Raw genomic sequence first — 18709 nt, forward strand, 5'->3', positions numbered from 1 at the left:
CGAACCCGGCGCGTGAACCAGGCGCGCCGGGGATTTACGACAAGCGATTTCAAGGTGCCCCGCGCGACCCCAAAGGGGATAGGACGCACCCGGAATTGATGAAGGGGGATTTCGATGATCATCAGGTTTAACTTTTTTACACCGTGGACCTACAACTTCATGGACGCGGCCTTTACCGCAGATCCGATTAACCCCGGTGCCCCGCTCGAAGGCATATTCTCCCCCACTATTCCGGGCTTTAGCTATATCTGGTCGCACGCTTTCACGTCTTTTGTAACCGTGTTTACCGGGGGCGGGCTTTTTATGGACGGGCCTTCCGAAATTGGAGGCATCAACCCGGACTCGGGCACGATCAATACCATCGATTTTTTCGACGCGTTCGGCGCAACCCATGTGCAGATCACCAACGCCTTTATCGATGCAGGTACCTTCGAAACCGGGTTGACGCAGGAATATACCGTTGGCGACTCCGGCCATTTGAACTTCGTGTTTGGATCAGAGCCTCTGACGGTCGACTTCGCTCCGGTCTTTGCACCCGTCAATGTGGCTCTTCTCCCCGACTATATCCGCAACAACATTGATACGATCTTCGGTGGCTCAGGAGCGGATATACTCGATTTCAGCCAGTTCTCTTCGATATCTCCGATCACCGCGTGGGGGAGAGCGGGGAACGATGCTATCATAGGACGCGAAGGCAACGACCTGTTCTATGGTGGAATTGGCAACGACACGCTTATCGGCGGCAATGGCAATGACACCCTTATCGGAGGTACGGAAAACGACAGCATTTCCGGCGGCCACGGTGACGACTCCATTGAAGGGGGAGACGGAAACGACAGCCTTGACGGTGGGTGGGGCAACGACACGATCAAGGGTGGGGCTGGCAACGACACCATCCACGGTGGTCTTGGTGGCGGACCTTTCACAGGTGTGCTCGATGGCGGTTCCGGTGACGATTTCATCCAGTCCGGTTTTGGCGTCACCAACATGACCGGCGGCACTGGAAAAGATACCTTTGCCGCGCAACATGGCGAATTTGATGGCAGCGCGATCCTCGACTACGAAATCGGTGAACGCATTCTGTTCCTTGATGGTGGCAGTGTCACCAAGTGGAACAACTGGGCCACGATCACCGAACAGGGCACCGGCCACTATTCGAACTCGACCGCGCCGCTTGGTATCACGTCCACCAATATCGGTGGCAATCTCCACGTCACTGTAACCATGCAGATGGACCGGACCAGCGCCGGAAACATCTTCTCGGACACCTTCGTTCTCATGGGATACGGCGCGACACCGGGGTCGGTTGTGGCCATCATGGACCTGCCAACCTCGTTCCATAGCAACGCAAACATCGACACCGAACTGTTCTTCGCACCGGCGGCGGGCCTGCTGACGGCAACGGCGGGCAATGACACCATCCTTGGCACCAACGCGGCCGAGGCTCTGAACGGCGGCGCCGGAGAAGACGCGATGCACGGCCTGCGCGGTAACGACACCCTTGATGGCGGTGACAACAACGACCGCATTGTCGGTGGACGTGGTCGTGACCTGCTGATCGGTGGTAATGGCAACGATTACCTGTTCGGGTCCTCTGGCGATGACAGGTTGCAGGGCGATGCAGGCAACGATCTTCTGTTTGGCGGTGACGGGCGCGACAAGATTTTTGGGGGTGCCTCCAACGACACGATCTCTGGCAACAATGACAATGATACGATCAATGGCAATGACGGGGATGATGTCCTTTACGGTGGTGCGGGATCGGATATCCTGCGCGGTGGCACCGGCCATGACCAGATGCACGCCGGCCACTTTGCCTTTAGCCAACACGACGCCGGAACGACGAACCAGCTCTTTGGTCAGGACGGAAACGATATGCTCTATGGCGCCGACGGTCAGGATCTCCTGAGCGGCGGTAACCACAACGACATCCTTTGGGGCGGCAATGCTGACGACACGGTTCTTGGTGGCGACGGCAATGACTCGGCCGACGGAGCAGAGGGCAATGACTCGGTCGACGGAGGCATCGGAAATGACACCGTTGTCGGCTGGCGTGGTGACGACACTTTGCTTGGCGGCAAGGGCAAAGACAGCCTGCGCGGCGACGATGGTGTTGATCTTCTCGATGGTGGAGACGGTGCCGACACCCTGCACGGCGGAAACAACTCTGACACGCTGAACGGCGGTGTGGGAAGTGACTCGCTTCTTGGTGACGACGGCCAGGATGTCTTGAACGGTGGCTCCTTCGGCGACATTGCCCGCGGTGGTCGCGGGCGTGACCTCGTGAACGGAGACGCCGGCAATGACCGTCTTTTCGGTGACAAGGGCGATGACACGCTGAACGGTGGTCTCGGCAACGACAAACTCGCCGGCGGATCGGGCAACGACACTCTCGACGGTGGCGCTGGCAATGACACCCTGAACGGCAGCGTGGGCAGCGACACCTTCATGTTCGGGGCCGGAAACGATGTTGTGACCCGCTTTGTCAACGACGTCGACACGCTGTTGCTTGACGAAAGCGCGCTCTGGGGCGGTGGTCTGACCATCGCGCAGGTGTTGACCATCTACGGGGACGACAGCAGCGGCACCCACATCGACTTTGACTTTGGCGGTGGCAACACACTTCGCCTGAATGGCATCACGGCTCTGGGTGATCTGATCGACGATCTGGCGTTCTTCTAAGGCGATTTCCAATCCGGAAAACATCAGGGCGGCCCCGCATTCGGGCCGCCTTTTTTGCTGCAATGCGGCGGGTTTGGTGGCTTGTCCGACTCATCAAGATGCGCTCACGTGGCCGGAACACAACTGCGGACACCACCATGCCACTTCCCTTCGATCACTTCGCCGCCAGCCTGACCTACGACGACCTGCCCGAAGAGGTGCTCGCCATCCTGCGGCGCAGCTTCCTGGATACCATGGGCGTTGCCGCCGTCGGCAGCACGACCCCCATGTCCGCCATCGCCCGCAAAGGCGCGCTTGCGCTGTTCGGGGCGGGCACGGCAGGCTCAGCCCAAATGCTGATGGACGGGCGCGAGGCCAGCCCTGCAGGCGCAGCCATGGCCGGGGCCTTCACCGTCGACAGCATCGACGCCCATGACGGCACCACGCCCTGCAAGGGCCACGCGGGCTCGGCGATCTTTCCGGCCACGATCGCCATGGCGCAGGCCGAAGCCTCGCAGGGCAGGGCGCTGACCGGCCGCCGCTTTGCCGAAATCCTCGCCGTTGCCTATGAAGTCAGCTACCGCGCGGGCCTTGTCCAGCACGCCACCTGCGCCGACTACCACACTTCCGGCGCCTGGACCGCTGTCGGCGTGGCGGCGGCGGGGGCGCGCATGCTGTGCGGCAATGATCCCGAAATCATCCGTCACGCCGCCGGGATCGGTGAATACCACGGCCCGCGCAGCCAGATGATGCGCTGTATCGATTTTCCCACCAACGTCCGCGATGGAGTGGGGTGGGGCGCGCCGTCCGGTGTCACCGCCGCCTATCTCGCTGCCGACGGCTTTACCGGCGCGCCTGCGCTGACCTGTGAAGGGCCGGGGTCAGAGCCGTTCTGGGAAGACCTCGGGCAGGGTTGGCGCGTGGTGGATCACACCCACTACAAGGCCTATCCCTGCTGCCGCTGGTCGCACCCGTCGGTCGACGCCGTGCATGACCTGATGCAGGAGCACGCCCTCAGCCATGACATGATCGACAGCATCGAGATCAAGACTTTTCACTATGCCACGCGTCTTGCCGGACATGAGCCGATGACGCAGGATGAATTCGCTTATTCCATCGCTTTTCCGGTCGCGGCCATGGCGGTGCGTGGGCAGATCGGTGTAAACGAGTTGAGCGAGCAGTCCTTGTCCGATCCGGACATTTTGAGGCTATCAAGGACAGCAAAACTGATCGATGATGATCATTTTACAACAATTAGCACGGAAAAGCGGTGGGCTCAGGTCACGCTTGTCCTGAAGTCCGGTCAGCGTATCGAAGACGCCCCGCGCACGCCGAGAGGGGACGCAGACATGCCCCTAAGCGACAGCGAGATCATCACCAAGTACCACCGGCTCGCCGATCCGGTACTTGGCAACGACCGCGCGTCCAAGATTGCAGCCCTCAGCGGACGGTTCGACAGCCTCGATGCCGACGAGCTGACCTACCTGATGACGCTCTGCACCAACCCCACATAAGTATTCCAAACACGATATATCTACAGATTGATATATATCAAAGATACATCCTTGATGCGCGTTTTAACAATGAGACGCGCGCATACCCAGCTATATGCAAGGGAGGATCAAGATGTATCTCAAACGGGCCGTATTGGGCCTTGGGCTGGCCGTGGGAGTGGCCGGTCTTGCCCTGGCCAATGAACCGGCGATTAGCTCATCCACCGCCGACCACTCGAAATTTCCCAGCCTGCAAAAGGACTTCACCTCTGGCCCCGAGGTGACCGAGGCCTGCCTTGAGTGCCACACCGAGGCGGATGACCAGTTCATGCACTCGATCCACTTCCGCTGGGACTACGAACACCCTGAAACCGGCCAGCGTCTTGGCAAGAAGAACGTGATCAACGCCTTCTGCGGTTCGGTCGCAGGCAACGAACCGCGCTGTACCTCCTGTCACGCGGGCTATGGCTGGGAGGACATGTCGCAAGAGCCACCCAAAGACGCCAACGCCAAGGATTGCCTTGTCTGCCATGACAAATCGGACCAATACACCAAGCTGGCGACCGGGGCAGGGCACCCGCCGATGGAGGCCAAGGGCAAAACCATCACCGGCGCCAAGGCCTGGGCCGTTGATCTCAAGAAGGCCGCGATGAGCGTCGGCATGCCCGACCGGGACAATTGCGGCAATTGCCACTTTTACGGCGGCGGCGGAGACAACGTGAAACACGGTGATCTCTCGTCCGTGCTGTATGATCCGCCACGCGAAGTCGACGTGCACATGTCCAAGGACGGCGAGAACATGGTCTGTTCCGATTGCCACGTCAGCGACCGCCACCAATGGGCCGGTTCGCGCTACAACGTGACCGCCTCCGATCCACACGGCACCGGAAAACCGGGCGAGGCCCGCAGTGCCGCAACCTGTCAGTCCTGCCATGACAACGATCCGCACCCGGCGAACATCAAGGGCCTCAAGCTGAACGATCACACCGACAAGCTGGCCTGTCAGACCTGTCACATCCCGGAATACGCCCGTGGCGGCGTGCCAACCAAATCCTTCTGGGATTGGTCGACAGCGGGAAAGCTGAACGAGGACGGCTCGATCATCAAGGAAGACAACTATGTCTCCTCGAGTGGCAAGCACATGCACACCTACATGTCGACCAAGGGCCATTTCGACTATGCCGAAGATGCCACCCCGCACTATGCGTGGTTTGACGGTCAGGTCGAGTATTCGACCATCGACCGCAAGATCGACCCGACACAGGTTGTCGACGTGAACCAGATCAAGGGGGATCCCACGGACGGCACCTCTCGCATCTGGCCTTTCAAACGGATGGAAGGGCGGCAGGCCTATGACAGCGTCAACAACACGCTGGTCTATACCCATGTCTGGGGGCCAAAGACCGATACCGCCTTCTGGACCAATTTCGATTGGCCCAAGGCGATTGAGGCAGGCATGAAGGCCGCCAATCAACCGTACTCGGGGCAATACGGGTTCGTGGATACCTACATGTACTGGCCGATCACCCACATGGTGGCCCCGGCGGATCAGGCGGTGGACTGTGTTGAATGCCATGCCGAAGACGGGCGTCTTGCCAATGTGGCCGGTGTTTTCATGCCCGGCACCAACACAAACAGCCTTGTCGGGTTGCTTGGCAAGGCCTTGATCCTGCTCACACTTCTTGGCGTTCTTGGTCACGCGGCCCTGCGCCTCTTTAGCCGTAACGGAGGCAGCCATGAATAAACGTATCGTCAAGGTTTACCCGTTCTTCGAACGCTTCTGGCACTGGGCACAGGTGCTCCTGATCCTGGCCCTCATGGTGACCGGCATGGGGTTGAATGGCGTCCACGGCCTGATCCCCTTCGGTCCAGCCGTCATGTTGCACACGCTGGCCGCGCTGGTTTTGTTGGCGCTCTGGATCTTTGCGACCTTCTGGCTGTTCACCACCGGCGCATGGCGTCAGTTCATCCCCAAGATCGAAGGCATGCTGTCGGTGGCGCGCTTCTATGCCTACGGCGTTTTCAAAGGTGAGGAGCACCCTTACGAAAAGATCTTCTGGCGCAAGCACAACCCGCTTCAGGCCGCGACCTACTTTGTGCTCAAGTGGTTCATTTTCCCGGCGATCTGGGTCACGGGTCTCCTCTACCTGACCTACAACTTCTGGGCCGATGGCAACTCAATCGTCGCGATCACCCTGATTGCCAACCTGCATCTCCTGTCGGCCTATGTGATCGGGGCGTTCATCATCGTGCATATCTACCTGCTGACGGTGGGGCATGGCTTCCGAAGCCACGTACAGCCGATGATCACCGGCTATGACGAGATCGACCTGACGCCTGAGCAGGAAGCCTATCTTGAAACCAACGAGCCAAACCGCCTGAAACCCTTGCAAGGCTAGGGCAGGGACTGCAAAGGCCGTTTCCATCCTACCCTTGGGCCTTTGCCAGAAAAGGCGCTCTCACGGGCGCCTTTTCATTTGTTCAGGCAACGCGCGCGAGGGGCGTTGACAGGGCGCATTCCGTTAAATCTGTGAGTTCACCTCTGCAATACCGACGTGATACCGACGCAATACACATGTCTGATTTTGCAGAAATTCCGGTTAACCTTCACAGCCGAAGCCCGCAATCCCGACTTCCGAGCATAAGAAAAGCCGGCCCCGAATACTGGAAACCGGCTTGGAAAGCGTGATTTTCGAAAGACGTTAACGGCCCCAGGTGCGGACAGGACCACAATCCATATGCACGAAGTTCGACCCCGAGTAGCGGCCCACGCCACCGGCACGACAGGCGCTTGCGGCGCGTGCCATCTGGCTCACCGAACGTGACCCCAGACGCAGGTCTGCCGCCTGACCCTTCATGTGCAGCGAATTCTTGGCCACACCGCGCGACCGGCTGCGCAGCATCGCGTTGGTCTGCGGGCTGCGGTAGCCCGACAGCAGCATATAGGGTTCGTTCACATCCATCATGTTGTGCGCGGCGGCCATGATGTCGATGGTACGCAGGTCCATGGTCTTGACGCCATTGGTGCGCCAGTCGCGCATGAACTTGTTGATTTCTTTCACGGATTCTTTGATGTACTCGCCTTCGATCCAGTAGATCGTATCGAGGCGCTCGCCGGTGCGGCCCGAGTACATACGGATGCGACGGATATCGCCAGCGCCCTTGAGGAAACCCGCTGCATTGGAGAAGGTTGGTGCGGCTACGAGTGTGGTTGCCGCAAATGCGCGCAGCAAGCCGCGCCGCGTAAAGCTCACAGAACTGTTATCGTTCATCGTTTCTAGCGCCTGTCCCGTCGCTACCTTTTTGATATCGCCACGATTTTTCGTGGTCGCGTTGTATCCATCCCCAGATGCGCACCTTATGCCACAAAGCGAATCCCTGACCAAGTGTTCATTTCCGGCATGCGCGGAATGTGGAATAATTTAGGCGGAAATCTGCTGAAACTTCGTAAATTTCGCAGATGTGGCGTAGAAGTCGCGCATTTTCCCCTTGAGCCGCAGCATTACCAATTGTGAATGGACACACCCCGTTTTTTTCGGGACAACCATAGAAACGCATCGGTTTATTTGCGCGAGGAAGACCATATGTTGCTGTCATTTCATTCACTGCGTCGACATTTTGTGATTGCCGGTTTTGTGCTGGCAGCGCACGGGGGACTGCTTGCGACCCCTGCGCAGGCTGAACTGACCGCTTTCAAACAGGCGGTTGCCGAAACCGCTGCGCGTGATGCCGACATTGCCAAGTTCTACCGCGAAAACGGTTACCGCCCGATCTGGACCGGCACCGACGCCGATGATCTGGAGCGCCGCCTCGCCCTGTTGCAGGCGCTTGAGAACGCGGATGAACACGGTCTTCCCACGGCACGCTATGATTTCAACGCACTTTATCAGCAACTGTCTGAGGCCAAGACACCACGCGACCTTGGCAAGCTCGAAGTGGCCCTTGCCAAGGCGTATCTCGGATATGCCCGCGACGTTCAGACCGGCATGTTCGTGCCCTCTAAGCTCGACGAGGGCATTGTCCGCAAGGCGCCGGTGCGCGATCGCGGCCTCTACCTGTCGGAACTCCTGATCTCTGATCCGACCGACTACATCCGCGCGTTGCCGCCAACCACGCCGGAATACAATCGCCTGATGAAGGAAAAGCTGCGCCTCGAACGTGAGGCCGCCCGTGGCGGCTGGGGGCCCAAGGTCAAAGCCAAGAAACTTGAACCCGGTGACAAGGGCAACGCGGTTGTCGCTCTGCGCAACCGTCTTATCGCGCTCGGATACCTTCAGCGCAGCGCCGCAGGCACCTTCAATTCCGAAATGGAAAAAGCCGTTCAAGCCTTCCAGATCGACCACGGGCTTGAATCCGACGGCGTCGCCGGCGCCTCGACCATTGCCGAGGTGAACCGTACGCCGGTCGAGCGCTTGAAATCTGTCATTGTCGCGATGGAACGTGAACGCTGGCTGAACAAGCCGCGCGGTGAACGGCATGTCATGGTCAACCTGACCGACTTCAAGGCCAAGATCATTGACGACGGCAAGGTCACTTTTGAAACCCGTTCGGTTGTCGGCAAGAACCAGCATGACCGTCGCAGCCCCGAATTCTCGGACGTGATGGAGCACATGGTCATCAACCCGACGTGGAATGTTCCGCGTTCGATTGCGACCAAGGAATATCTTCCGATGCTGAAGAAGAACCCGAACGCAGTCAGCTATCTCAAGCTGATTGACTCGCGGGGGAAAGTGGTCAACCGCGGGGCCGTGGACTTCACGCAGTTCAGCGCCAACACCTTTCCCTTCGACATCAAGCAGCCGCCCAGCAAAAGCAACGCACTTGGCCTTGTGAAGTTCATGTTCCCGAACCGTCACAACATCTATCTGCACGACACCCCGGCCAAAAGCCTGTTTGCCCGAGAGGTGCGCGCCTTCAGCCATGGCTGCATTCGCCTGCACCAGCCGTTCGATTTCGCCTATGCGCTTCTGGCGGTACAGCAGGACAATCCCAAGCCGTACTTCCACAAGATCCTGAAAACCGGACGTGAGACGCAGGTCGATCTGAAGAAACACGTTCCGGTCCACATCATCTACCGAACCGCCTTTACCAACGCCAAAGGCCCGGTCCAGTATCGTCGCGACGTCTATGGACGTGACGCCAAGATCTGGCAGGCGATGGCCAATGAAGGGGTGGTCTTGCGGACGGTTCAGGGCTAAAACCCTCGCAAATTGCGAGGAATTCATGGCCCACACGATCCAGCAGATTGCTGACGCCATCGGCGCAGAAGCCTTTGGGAATACTGACCTTTTGGTAGAAAAAGTATCCGAGCCAGCAATGGCTGGCCCGGATGATCTTGCGCTTCTGACAAATCCCAAGTTCGCCGCTGGCCTGTCGCAGGGCAAGGCGCGTGCTGCCATGGTCTGGCCCGGCGCTGATTGGCAGGCGCTTGGACTTGAAGGTGGGCTTTATTCGCCGCGCGGGCGCTATGGCATGGCAGGGCTTTCGAAAATGATGGACCCGGGCCAGCACTTTGGCGAGGGCATCCACCCTTCGGCCGTGATTGATCCCAGCGCGGAAATTGGCGAGAACGTCTCGATTGCCCCGCTTGCGATCATCGGCCCGCGCGCCAGGATCGGTGCCAACAGCGTGATCGGCCCCCATTGTCATGTCGGCGCTGACGTCACGTTGGGCGAGGGGGCTTTCCTGCGCGAGATGGTCTCGATCGGCGCGCGCGCCACCATCGGCCGCAACTTCATCGCCCAACCCGGTGCGCGCATTGCCTCGGACGGATTTTCCTTTGTCACGCCAGAGAAATCGGGTGTTGAAGCGGCCCGCGAAACCCTGGGCGATCAGGGCGAAGTGAAATCCCAGGCCTGGACCCGCATTCATTCTCTCGGCTCAGTCACCATCGGTGACGATGTCGAGATCGGCGCCAACGCCTGCATCGACTGCGGAACCATCCGCGACACCCGCATCGGCAACGGTGTGAAACTCGACAACATGGTGCACATCGCCCACAACGTTGAAATCGGCGACAACACGCTACTTGCAGGTCAGTGCGGCATCGCAGGATCGACCAAGATCGGCAAGAACGTCGTGATGGGTGGCCAGTGCGGGGTCAGCGACAACACGACAGTCGGTGACAACGTGATTGCCGGCGGCGCAACCAAGATCCTCTCCAAGGTGCCGGCAGGCCGTGTTCTGCTTGGGTATCCGGCTGTCAAAATGGAGTCACATTTGGAGATGTATAAGGGGCTCCGTCGCCTGCCTCGGCTGTTCGCTGACGTGGCGGCGCTACAGAAAAAAGTTTCCAACTCGGAAACCAATGACTAAATGACTGCCAGTATTGGCGAAAGGAAGACATAATGAGCGTCAAGGACCAGGTTATCGAAATCATCGCGGAACAAGCCGTTCTCGAGCCATCCGACGTCACTCTCGAAAGCACGCTTGAAGATCTGGGCATCGACAGCCTTGGTCTGGTCGAAAGCATCTTTGCGATCGAGGAAGCCTTCGACATCACCGTACCTTTCAACGCCAATGAACCCACCGAGAGCGATTTTGACATTTCCTCGGTGGCATCCATCATTGCCGGTATCGAAAAGCTGGTTGCCGACCAGTCCTGACTTTTCCCCGATCCGGAGGATTGATCCATGAAACGTGTCGTGATCACCGGCGCCGGAACCATCAACGCTCTTGGCCACAACGTGGCCGATACGCTTGATGCGATGAAAGAGGGGCGCTGTGGTATCGGCCCCCTTGAAATGCGCGACGTTGACCGTCTTGCAATCAAGATCGGCGGGCAGGTGCGCGGCTTTGAAGCCGAAAACCTGTTCAACCGCCAGCAAAACGCGCTCTATGACCGCTTCACCCAGTTTGCCCTGGTTGCCGCCCGCGAGGCCATCGCCCAGTCCGGCCTTGAGTTTTCCGGCGAAATGGCGGCCCGTTCCGGCGTTGTGCTTGGCACCTCGGGCGGTGGTATGCAGACGCTCGACGAGAACTATCGCACGGTCTATGAGGACGGCAAGAACCGCGTGCACCCCTTCGTGGTGCCCAAGCTCATGAACAACGCCGCGGCCAGCCACATCAGCATGGAGTTCAACCTCAAGGGCCCCAGCTTTACCGTGGCCACCGCCTGTGCCTCGTCCAACCACGCCATGAGCCAGGCCTTCCAATTGGTACGCTACGGTGCGGCCCCCGTGATGGTCACGGGCGGGTCGGAATCCATGCTGTGCTTTGGCGGCGTCAAGGCCTGGGAAGGTCTGCGCGTCATGTCCAAGGATGCCTGCCGCCCATTCTCGGCCAACCGAAATGGCATGGTTCAGGGCGAAGGGGCAGGGGTGTTTGTCTTCGAAGAATACGAACACGCCAAGGCGCGCGGCGCGGAAATCCTCGCCGAAGTGGTGGGCTTTGCCATGTCGTCAGATGCCTCCGACATCGTGATGCCCTCGAAACAAGGCGCGGCAAGGGCGATCTCGGGCGCCTTGGCCGATGGCGGCATCAACCGCGACGAGGTGGGATACATCAACGCCCACGGCACCGGCACCGCCGCCAATGACAAGACGGAATGCGCCGCCGTGGCAGATGTTTTTGGCCAGCACGCGGATGATCTGATGATCTCGTCGACCAAGTCGATGCACGGCCACCTGATCGGCGGTACAGGCGCAGTAGAACTTCTGGCCTGTATCATGGCTCTGCGGGACGGCGTGATCGCGCCCACCATCAGCTATGAAGAGCCCGATCCAGAATGCGCCCTTGACGTCGTGCCGAACGAGGCGCGCGAAGCCAAGGTCGACGTGGCCCTTTCCAACGCCTTCGCCTTTGGCGGCCTGAACGCGGTCTTGGCCCTGCGCAAAGTCTGATCCGTAACCCCCAAAGAAAACGCCGCGCTGTGGGTTAGCGCGGCGTTTTTTCTTTTTGGTTTTGCGGCTGGATTACTGGCTGACCGGATTGGCCTTGTCGTAAGCCTTTGTCATACCGTTCAGAGAAAACCGGACGTTCACCGGCTTCTCCGGAGCAAGAGCGTGGAATATCACGGCAACGCCTTCTGTACCATCCTTGAGAGCTTTCACTTCAATCGGGGACAGGTTCATCCGAGCGACACAGCCACCGCCGTGACAGAAGATGAACGGAATACGCTGGAGAAGAACGCCATCAACCGCAATGCCGAGGCCGGTTCCCAACAGAGTTTGCAAGGGTGCGATAAACGTGGCTTGTGCGGCGACGGTTCCCCCGTCAGGAAGCTTGGCAACCTCGACTTCGATGATCGGGAAGTTTTCGGCATCTACCAGGGTCTGGTACAGAACACAGGGCTTGGGGTCAGGGCCTTCCGTGGTGCAGCGCAGATCCCAGTCACCGATGATTTCCGAAGTGACATTTTCAGGCACAGGGGGGCGCGGCGGGGCCGACGGCTTGCTTTCCATAAGAGAGCCGTCAGACAGCGATCCGACCTGGGCCATCAGGGGCGTCGCTGCAAGCATCGAGACAGCGGCAAGAACTTTCACAATCTTGGACATTGGTATTTCCGTATAAATCAGATCCGAGTCGAACATGGCTTACCATGCCCAACGTCAATTGTCAGGCGAACCTAACGGTTTAGCAGCACTACAGCAGATTTTCGCCCGCCGAATGCACCGTATTGGGAGGGTAAAAGAAAAAGAGGCCCGAAGGCCTCTTTTCCATTTTCACTCCCCGTCGGACTGGCCGACTTATTCATTGCCGAAACGCTACGAAATGAAACGGCACCCGTCAACAGGAAAAATTCCTTATTTCGGTCTGATTTTCCACGAAAAATTGGCCGGACGTGTTTTGCCCGGCCCAGTCTGACAGGGAGGAATTTCGCTCTTTCCCGTACAAAGGGAAAAACGAATGCAAACAATACTGGCAGGAAAGCCTTAACATTGTATTTTCGAAGGGCGCGGCAGTGAGCAGCAAAGGACGTAACAGGTGCAAGATTCAGTTTTCATCGGCGGTGGCGGAGAAGCCTATGCCACCAAACAGGGCCTCAAGCTCAAATACGCCAACCGCCACGGCCTGATTGCGGGGGCCACCGGCACCGGCAAGACGGTCACGCTTCAGATCCTTGCCGAGGGCTTTTCCAAGGCCGGCGTGCCGGTATTCCTGTCGGACGTGAAAGGCGATCTCTCGGGACTGGCGGCGGCGGGCAGCGAGGGGTTCAAACTGCACCAGGCCTTCACCGACCGTGCCTCCAAGATCGGCTTTGACGATTACACCTACGAAAGCTTCCCGGTCACCTTCTGGGATCTCTTCGGCGAACAGGGCCATCCCGTGCGCACCACCGTTGCGGAAATGGGGCCGTTGCTGCTGTCGCGCCTGATGGACCTGACCGAGGCACAGGAAGGTATCCTCAACATCGCCTTCCGTCTCTCCGACGAACAGGGCCTGCCGCTTCTCGACCTCAAGGACCTGCAAGCCCTTCTGGTCTGGGTCGGCGAAAACCGCAAGGAACTCTCGCTGCGCTACGGGGCAGTCTCTGTGGCCTCGATCGGCGCCATCCAGCGCCGTCTCCTGATCCTCGAGAACCAGGGCGGCACCAAGCTGTTCGGCGAACCCGCGCTTGCGCTCTCCGACATCATGCGCACCGATCCGGACGGACGCGGCCGCATCAACATCCTTGCTGCCGACAAACTCATGGGCTCGCCGCGCCTCTATGCAACCTTCCTCCTGTGGCTGCTCTCCGAACTCTTCGAAGAACTGCCCGAAGTGGGCGATCCTGACAAACCCCGGCTGGTGTTCTTCTTCGACGAGGCCCACCTCCTGTTCGATGGCGCCCCCAAGGCCCTGGTCGACAAGGTCGAACAGGTCGCCCGCCTGATCCGTTCCAAGGGCGTCGGCATCTACTTTGTCACCCAGAACCCCGCCGACGTGCCCGAAGACGTGCTGGGCCAGCTGGGCAACCGCATCCAGCACGCCCTGCGCGCCTTTACCGGACGTGACAAGAAACAACTGCGCCTCGCGGCCGAAACCTACCGCGAAAACCCGCGCTTTGACACCGAACAGGCCATCCGCGAGGTCGGGGTGGGCGAGGCGGTCACCTCGATGCTGGCGAAAAAGGGCATCCCCGGCGTGGTCGAACGCACCCTGATCCGCCCACCGTCCTCGCAACTGGGGCCGCTTGACGACAGCTTGCGCAAACAGGTCATCGCCACCTCTCCGGTTTCCGGAAAATATGAAACGGTTCAGGATCGCCGCTCGGCCTATGAAATCCTCAAGCAACGCGCCGAAAAGGCCGCCTCTGAAGCCGAAGCCGCCGAGGCCCGCGAAGAGGAAATGTCGATGGCAGAACGCGAATTCAACGCCGCCCGCCGCTATTCCGGCAGCCGCGTGTCCCGCTCGTCCTCGCGCAGTATGAGGATTTCAAAGGATGACAGCTTTGGCACCGCCATGGGCAAGATGGTGATGAAGGAACTGACCGGCACCACCGGCCGCAAGATCGTGCGCGGCATCCTTGGTGGCCTCTTCAAGGGGCGCTGACCGCCCCGCTTCAATGCACCACAAATACTCCCGCCGGAGGCAAAAAGGCCGCTCACTCGAGCGGCCTTTCTTTTGGACGTATCGTAACAGTCCTTATTTCTCGGGGATCAGACCCCTCGGGCTGAACCGCAGCACCAGCAACAACACAACACCCATCGTCAACAGGCGCATATGCGCGGCGCTGTCGATCAGATGTGCCTTGAGCGCGCTGTCCTCGGCCATGCCGTAGGTGATCAGCTGCATCAGGCCAAGGCCCAGCGGCTCCACCTGCACCCAGAGGAACCAGATCAGGAACCCACCCAGAACCGAACCGAGGTTGTTGCCCGAACCGCCCACGATCACCATCACCCAGACAAGGAAGGTAAAGCGCAGCGGGTTATACGTCCCCGGCGTCAGCTGGCCATCCAGCGTGGTCAGCATGGCACCCGCGATGCCACAGACCGCAGAACCCAAAACGAAGATCTGCAAGTGGCGGCGGGTCACGTTCTTGCCCATCGCCTCTGCGGCCACCTCGTTGTCACGGATCGCACGCATCATGCGGCCCCAGGGCGATTTCAGCGCCAGCTGCGCCATCACGAGGATGATCACCAGTACGATAGTAAACAGAACCGAGTAGCCCAGCTTGACGTACAGCGTCGAGGCCACCACCGGATCGAGCCCAAGTGACTGCGCGTTGCTGACAAAGGTCTCGGAGTTCTGGAGGTCGATTTCGCGCGGTACCGGGCGGGGCAGGCCCACCACGTTTTTCACGCCCCGCGCCAGCCAGTCCTCGTTCTTCAGAACCGCGAGAATGATCTCCGCGATGCCCAGCGTCGCAATGGCAAGATAGTCCGAGCGCAGACCCAGCGCCGTTTTACCGATCAGCCAGGCCGCACCCGCCGCCAGAAGGCCGCCGATGATCCACGCGAACAGGACCGGCAGGCCAAGGCCACCCAGGTTACCGGTCGCCGCCGGATTGATGGCTTCGATGGCTTTCACAGCCGGATCGAAAAGGCCACGGTAAAGGAAGAAGCCCGCGATCAGCACGGCCAGCATCGCCAGACCACGCATACGGCCCTTGAGACGGCCATTCAGCAGGATCGCCACCGCGATGGTGCCCACACCCACCAGAAGCGCAAAGATCACCCGCGTGCCGCCTGCGGCCCAGGCTTCGCCCACCGGCGGCATGGAGGTCAGGACGACCGCCAGACCACCCAGGGCCACAAAGCCCATGACACCGACGTTGAAAAGGCCGGCAAAACCCCATTGCAAGTTCACCCCAAGCGCCATGATCGCCGAGATCAGCCCCATGTTCAGGATGAACAGCGCCGAGTTCCACGACTGAATGACGCCCGTGCCGATGATCAGCGCCGCAACAATTGCGAAGAGGGCAGAGTTTTTCACTGTATCGCTCATACCGATTTCCCCTTGAAGATGCCGGTTGGCTTGAACAGAAGCACGACGATCAGGATCACGAAGCTGACCGCGAACTTGTAGTCGGTGGACAGAAGCTGAACGAGACCGCTGGGTTCCAGCCCCTCGGGCATCCAGTAGGTCAGAACCTTCTTCCACGCATAGGTGATGGTGACTTCCGAAAAGGCGATCACGAACCCGCCCGCGATGGCGCCCAGCGGGCTACCGAGGCCGCCGACAATGGCCGAGGCAAAGATCGGCAGCAGCAGCTGGAAGTACACGAAGGGTTTGAACGTCTTGTCGAGGCCGTAAAGCACGCCGGCAATCGTCGCCAGTGCCGCCACGATCATCCAGGTATACATCACCACCCGCTCGGGGTTGATGCCCGACAACAGCGCAAGATCCTCGTTGTCCGAATAGGCGCGCATCGACTTGCCGGTGCGGGTGCGGTTCAGGAACCAGAACAGCGCCGCAACGCAGATCACCGCGACAACAACGGTCAGGCCCTGCGTCGTCTTGATCGCGAGACCTTCCCGCAGGCCGGTCATCTGTTTGAACTCGCGCACCGAGATGATGAAGCGCTCGCCATCGGCGAACTTCTGGTCATTCGGGCCGATGACGAAACGCACAAGGCCGTTCATGATGAACATCACGCCCATCGACACGATCACAAGGATCACCGGCTTGGCTTTCTGGTCGCGGTAGAACTTGTAAACCATTCTGTCCGTGATCAGTACCAGCGCCATTGTCCCGACAATCGCGAAGGGCAGGGCCAAAAGCGCCGTGGGCAGCGGGCCAAAGGAAATACCCATGCCCTGCAGTAGCCATGTCACCAGCACCGCCAGCATGGCGCCGAAGGCCATGGTGTCGCCATGGGCAAAGTTCGAAAAGCGCAGGATTCCATAGATCAGCGTCACCCCAAGCGCGCCAAGAGCCAACTGGCTGCCATAGGCGATCGCGGGGATCAGCACGAAGTTGGAGAGGGCCACAAGGCCATTCAGAAAGTCCATCAGGTCATCTCTCTCGTGAATTCGTCAGTCGTGTTCTTGGTCATTGGCTTAGCCTCCCAGGAACGATTTGCGGACTTCGGGATCGGCCAAAAGCTCTTTCCCGGTGCCCGAATAGGCGTTCTTGCCCTGGACCAGCACATAGCCCTTGTCGGCAATCTCGAGCGCCTGCTTGGCGTTCTGTTCCACCATCAGGATCGGCAGGCCGGTGCGGCTCACCTCGATGATGCGGTCAAACAGTTCGTCCATCACGATGGGCGAAACACCCGCCGTCGGCTCGTCCAGCATCAACAGCTTCGGCTTGGTCATCAGCGCGCGGCCCACGGCCACCTGCTGACGCTGACCACCCGAAAGCTCGCCCGCGTGCTGGTAGCGCTTTTCCTTCAGGATCGGGAACAGGTCATACACCTGTTCCATTGTCTCGCTGATGTCATCGGTGCGGATAAAGGCCCCCATCTCGAGGTTCTCTTCCACCGTCATCGAGGTAAAGATGTTGTGGGTCTGGGGCACAAAGCCCATGCCCTTCACAACCCGCTGCTGCGGGCTCAGTTTGGTGATATCCTCACCATCGAAAAGCACGCTGCCGGTATGCACGTTCAGCATCCCGAACACCGCCTTCATGGCAGTTGACTTGCCGGCACCGTTCGGCCCGACAATCACGGCGATCTCGCCCTTGTCGACCGAGATCGTGCAATCGTGCAGGATGTCCGGCCCCTTGCCATATCCGCCGGTCATGTTCTGTCCGATCAGAAAGCTCATCTTGTCGTTATCCTTCCTGGCTCACCCTGTCCGCCTGTCGCCGTTCCGGCGTATTCTCGCGAAAAGGGTAGACGTCGCTCGGGTTGGCGCACCAACCCGCAAAGAGGCAACCGCCACCGTGGCGGGCAGGGCCTCTCGTCAGGCTTCCATCATTTCTTTGTTCTTGAGACCGGTGCCGAGATAGGCTTCGATCACCTGTTCGTTGGCCTTGATCTCGTCCAGCGTCCCCTGGGCCAGAACCTTGCCTTCGGCCATGCAGATCACCGGATCGCAGATACGGCCAATGAACTCCATGTCGTGTTCGATCACGACAAAGGTATAGCCGCGCTCCTGGTTCAGGCGCTTGATGGCATCGGCGATGGTATAGAGCAGGGTGCGGTTCACACCGGCGCCCACCTCGTCCAGAAAGACGATCTTGGCATCGACCATCATCGTGCGGCCAAGTTCCAACAGCTTCTTCTGACCACCCGACACCTCGCCGGCCTTCAGATCGGCGATATGGCTGATGGTCAGGAACTCGAGAACCTCGTCCGCCTTGGCCCGCAACGCGCGCTCTTCGTCGGCGATACGCTTGCGGCCAAACCATGTGTTCCACAGCGTTTCACCGGATTGACCGCCCGGCACCATCATCAGGTTCTCGCGGCAGGTCATCGAGCTGAACTCATGCGCGATCTGGAAGGTGCGCAGCAGTCCCTTGTGGAACAGCTGGTGCGGCGGCAGGCCCGTGATGTCCTCGCCATCCATGGTGATCCGGCCACTGGTGGGTTTCAGAACCCCGGCAATCACGTTGAAGAGGGTGGTTTTCCCGGCGCCGTTTGGTCCGATCAGTCCGGTGATCGATCCCGGCGCAATGGACATCGTGGCCCCATCGACGGCACGAAAACCGCCAAAATGCTTGTGAACGTCTTCGACGACGATCATGTG

At 59.5% G+C, this 18709-nt stretch carries 16 protein-coding genes; 10 read left to right on the forward strand and 6 right to left on the reverse strand.

Translation table 11 applies throughout. From position 1 onward, the window contains the following. The first annotated feature begins 114 nt into the window (after nucleotides 1–114). The 4 genes from NNA36_RS09445 (at nucleotide 115) to NNA36_RS09460 (ending at nucleotide 6553) form a co-directional block, all read left to right on the forward strand. Nucleotides 115–2682, forward strand: a complete 2568-nt coding sequence (locus NNA36_RS09445) for a calcium-binding protein (RefSeq protein WP_255106689.1) — start codon at nucleotides 115–117, stop codon at nucleotides 2680–2682. Between the two features lie 137 nt (nucleotides 2683–2819). Then, a complete protein-coding gene (locus tag NNA36_RS09450) occupies nucleotides 2820–4175 on the forward strand; it encodes an MmgE/PrpD family protein (RefSeq protein WP_255106691.1) in 1356 nt (451 codons plus the stop codon). 112 nt (nucleotides 4176–4287) lie between these two features. Beyond that, nucleotides 4288–5898: a tetrathionate reductase family octaheme c-type cytochrome gene (locus tag NNA36_RS09455; RefSeq protein WP_255106693.1), complete on the forward strand. Its 1611-nt coding sequence runs from the start codon at nucleotides 4288–4290 to the stop codon at nucleotides 5896–5898. After that, nucleotides 5891–6553 (forward strand): cytochrome b/b6 domain-containing protein, encoded by a 663-nt coding sequence (locus tag NNA36_RS09460; protein ID WP_255106694.1) that lies wholly within the window; start codon nucleotides 5891–5893, stop codon nucleotides 6551–6553. The genes NNA36_RS09455 and NNA36_RS09460 overlap by 8 nt, the downstream gene beginning before the upstream one ends. Nucleotides 6554–6856: 303 nt before the next feature. Here NNA36_RS09460 and NNA36_RS09465 read toward each other — a convergent pair whose 3' ends face one another. Continuing rightward, nucleotides 6857–7426: a DUF882 domain-containing protein gene (locus NNA36_RS09465; protein ID WP_255106695.1), complete on the reverse strand. Its 570-nt coding sequence runs from the start codon at nucleotides 7424–7426 to the stop codon at nucleotides 6857–6859. 312 nt (nucleotides 7427–7738) lie between these two features. On the opposite strand from NNA36_RS09465, the gene NNA36_RS09470 reads away from it, so the two are divergent. Genes NNA36_RS09470 through NNA36_RS09485 form a run of 4 tightly spaced genes read left to right on the forward strand, consistent with a single transcriptional unit; the run spans nucleotide 7739 to nucleotide 11995 of the window. Next, nucleotides 7739–9352, forward strand: coding sequence for a murein L,D-transpeptidase (locus tag NNA36_RS09470; protein ID WP_255106696.1), 1614 nt, complete (start codon nucleotides 7739–7741; stop codon nucleotides 9350–9352). 25 nt (nucleotides 9353–9377) lie between these two features. Then, a complete protein-coding gene (gene lpxD / locus NNA36_RS09475) occupies nucleotides 9378–10469 on the forward strand; it encodes a UDP-3-O-(3-hydroxymyristoyl)glucosamine N-acyltransferase (protein ID WP_255106697.1) in 1092 nt (363 codons plus the stop codon). Between the two features lie 32 nt (nucleotides 10470–10501). Further along, nucleotides 10502–10759, forward strand: a complete 258-nt coding sequence (locus NNA36_RS09480; RefSeq protein WP_255106698.1) for an acyl carrier protein — start codon at nucleotides 10502–10504, stop codon at nucleotides 10757–10759. A 27-nt stretch (nucleotides 10760–10786) separates the two neighbouring features. After that, nucleotides 10787–11995 (forward strand): beta-ketoacyl synthase, encoded by a 1209-nt coding sequence (locus tag NNA36_RS09485; protein ID WP_255106699.1) that lies wholly within the window; start codon nucleotides 10787–10789, stop codon nucleotides 11993–11995. Nucleotides 11996–12067: 72 nt separating this feature from the next. Here NNA36_RS09485 and NNA36_RS09490 read toward each other — a convergent pair whose 3' ends face one another. Further along, the gene (locus tag NNA36_RS09490) at nucleotides 12068–12649 is read right to left on the reverse strand and encodes an invasion associated locus B family protein (protein ID WP_255106700.1); all 582 of its coding nucleotides are present in this window, start codon (nucleotides 12647–12649) and stop codon (nucleotides 12068–12070) included. A 34-nt stretch (nucleotides 12650–12683) separates the two neighbouring features. Here NNA36_RS09490 and NNA36_RS09495 point away from each other — a divergent pair, with 34 nt between their 5' ends. Together NNA36_RS09495 and NNA36_RS09500 are read left to right on the forward strand one after the other, a co-directional pair. After that, the gene (locus NNA36_RS09495) at nucleotides 12684–12959 is read left to right on the forward strand and encodes a hypothetical protein (RefSeq protein ID WP_255106702.1); all 276 of its coding nucleotides are present in this window, start codon (nucleotides 12684–12686) and stop codon (nucleotides 12957–12959) included. 120 nt (nucleotides 12960–13079) lie between these two features. Then, nucleotides 13080–14627, forward strand: a complete 1548-nt coding sequence (locus tag NNA36_RS09500) for a helicase HerA-like domain-containing protein (protein WP_255106704.1) — start codon at nucleotides 13080–13082, stop codon at nucleotides 14625–14627. Between the two features lie 93 nt (nucleotides 14628–14720). On the opposite strand, the gene NNA36_RS09505 is transcribed toward NNA36_RS09500, so the two are convergent. The 4 genes from NNA36_RS09505 to NNA36_RS09520 form a co-directional block, all read right to left on the reverse strand. Further along, nucleotides 14721–16022 (reverse strand): branched-chain amino acid ABC transporter permease, encoded by a 1302-nt coding sequence (locus tag NNA36_RS09505; protein ID WP_255106706.1) that lies wholly within the window; start codon nucleotides 16020–16022, stop codon nucleotides 14721–14723. Further along, complete coding sequence (locus NNA36_RS09510) at nucleotides 16019–17029, reverse strand: branched-chain amino acid ABC transporter permease (protein WP_255106707.1); 1011 nt, start codon at nucleotides 17027–17029, stop codon at nucleotides 16019–16021. The genes NNA36_RS09505 and NNA36_RS09510 overlap by 4 nt, the downstream gene beginning before the upstream one ends. 48 nt (nucleotides 17030–17077) lie before the next feature. Then, nucleotides 17078–17785, reverse strand: a complete 708-nt coding sequence (locus tag NNA36_RS09515; RefSeq protein ID WP_255106709.1) for an ABC transporter ATP-binding protein — start codon at nucleotides 17783–17785, stop codon at nucleotides 17078–17080. A 138-nt stretch (nucleotides 17786–17923) separates the two neighbouring features. Further along, nucleotides 17924–18706: an ABC transporter ATP-binding protein gene (locus NNA36_RS09520; RefSeq protein WP_255106711.1), complete on the reverse strand. Its 783-nt coding sequence runs from the start codon at nucleotides 18704–18706 to the stop codon at nucleotides 17924–17926. Nucleotides 18707–18709 lie beyond the last annotated feature (3 nt).

It is taken from the genome of Shimia sp. CNT1-13L.2 (assembly GCF_024331145.1).
Lineage (GTDB): Bacteria > Pseudomonadota > Alphaproteobacteria > Rhodobacterales > Rhodobacteraceae > Shimia.

What these genes read in the sequence shown, in the direction of transcription:
- NNA36_RS09445 (WP_255106689.1), top strand. Translation starts at nt 115, where the DNA reads ATGATCATCAGGTTTAACTTTTTTACACCGTGGACCTACAACTTCATG.
- NNA36_RS09450 (WP_255106691.1), top strand. Translation starts at nt 2,820, where the DNA reads ATGCCACTTCCCTTCGATCACTTCGCCGCCAGCCTGACCTACGACGAC.
- NNA36_RS09455 (WP_255106693.1), top strand. Translation starts at nt 4,288, where the DNA reads ATGTATCTCAAACGGGCCGTATTGGGCCTTGGGCTGGCCGTGGGAGTG.
- NNA36_RS09460 (WP_255106694.1), top strand. Translation starts at nt 5,891, where the DNA reads ATGAATAAACGTATCGTCAAGGTTTACCCGTTCTTCGAACGCTTCTGG.
- NNA36_RS09465 (WP_255106695.1), bottom strand. Translation starts at nt 7,426, where the DNA reads ATGAACGATAACAGTTCTGTGAGCTTTACGCGGCGCGGCTTGCTGCGC.
- NNA36_RS09470 (WP_255106696.1), top strand. Translation starts at nt 7,739, where the DNA reads ATGTTGCTGTCATTTCATTCACTGCGTCGACATTTTGTGATTGCCGGT.
- lpxD (WP_255106697.1), top strand. Translation starts at nt 9,378, where the DNA reads ATGGCCCACACGATCCAGCAGATTGCTGACGCCATCGGCGCAGAAGCC.
- NNA36_RS09480 (WP_255106698.1), top strand. Translation starts at nt 10,502, where the DNA reads ATGAGCGTCAAGGACCAGGTTATCGAAATCATCGCGGAACAAGCCGTT.
- NNA36_RS09485 (WP_255106699.1), top strand. Translation starts at nt 10,787, where the DNA reads ATGAAACGTGTCGTGATCACCGGCGCCGGAACCATCAACGCTCTTGGC.
- NNA36_RS09490 (WP_255106700.1), bottom strand. Translation starts at nt 12,649, where the DNA reads ATGTCCAAGATTGTGAAAGTTCTTGCCGCTGTCTCGATGCTTGCAGCG.
- NNA36_RS09495 (WP_255106702.1), top strand. Translation starts at nt 12,684, where the DNA reads ATGGCTTACCATGCCCAACGTCAATTGTCAGGCGAACCTAACGGTTTA.
- NNA36_RS09505 (WP_255106706.1), bottom strand. Translation starts at nt 16,022, where the DNA reads ATGAGCGATACAGTGAAAAACTCTGCCCTCTTCGCAATTGTTGCGGCG.
- NNA36_RS09510 (WP_255106707.1), bottom strand. Translation starts at nt 17,029, where the DNA reads ATGGACTTTCTGAATGGCCTTGTGGCCCTCTCCAACTTCGTGCTGATC.
- NNA36_RS09515 (WP_255106709.1), bottom strand. Translation starts at nt 17,785, where the DNA reads ATGAGCTTTCTGATCGGACAGAACATGACCGGCGGATATGGCAAGGGG.
- NNA36_RS09520 (WP_255106711.1), bottom strand. Translation starts at nt 18,706, where the DNA reads ATGATCGTCGTCGAAGACGTTCACAAGCATTTTGGCGGTTTTCGTGCC.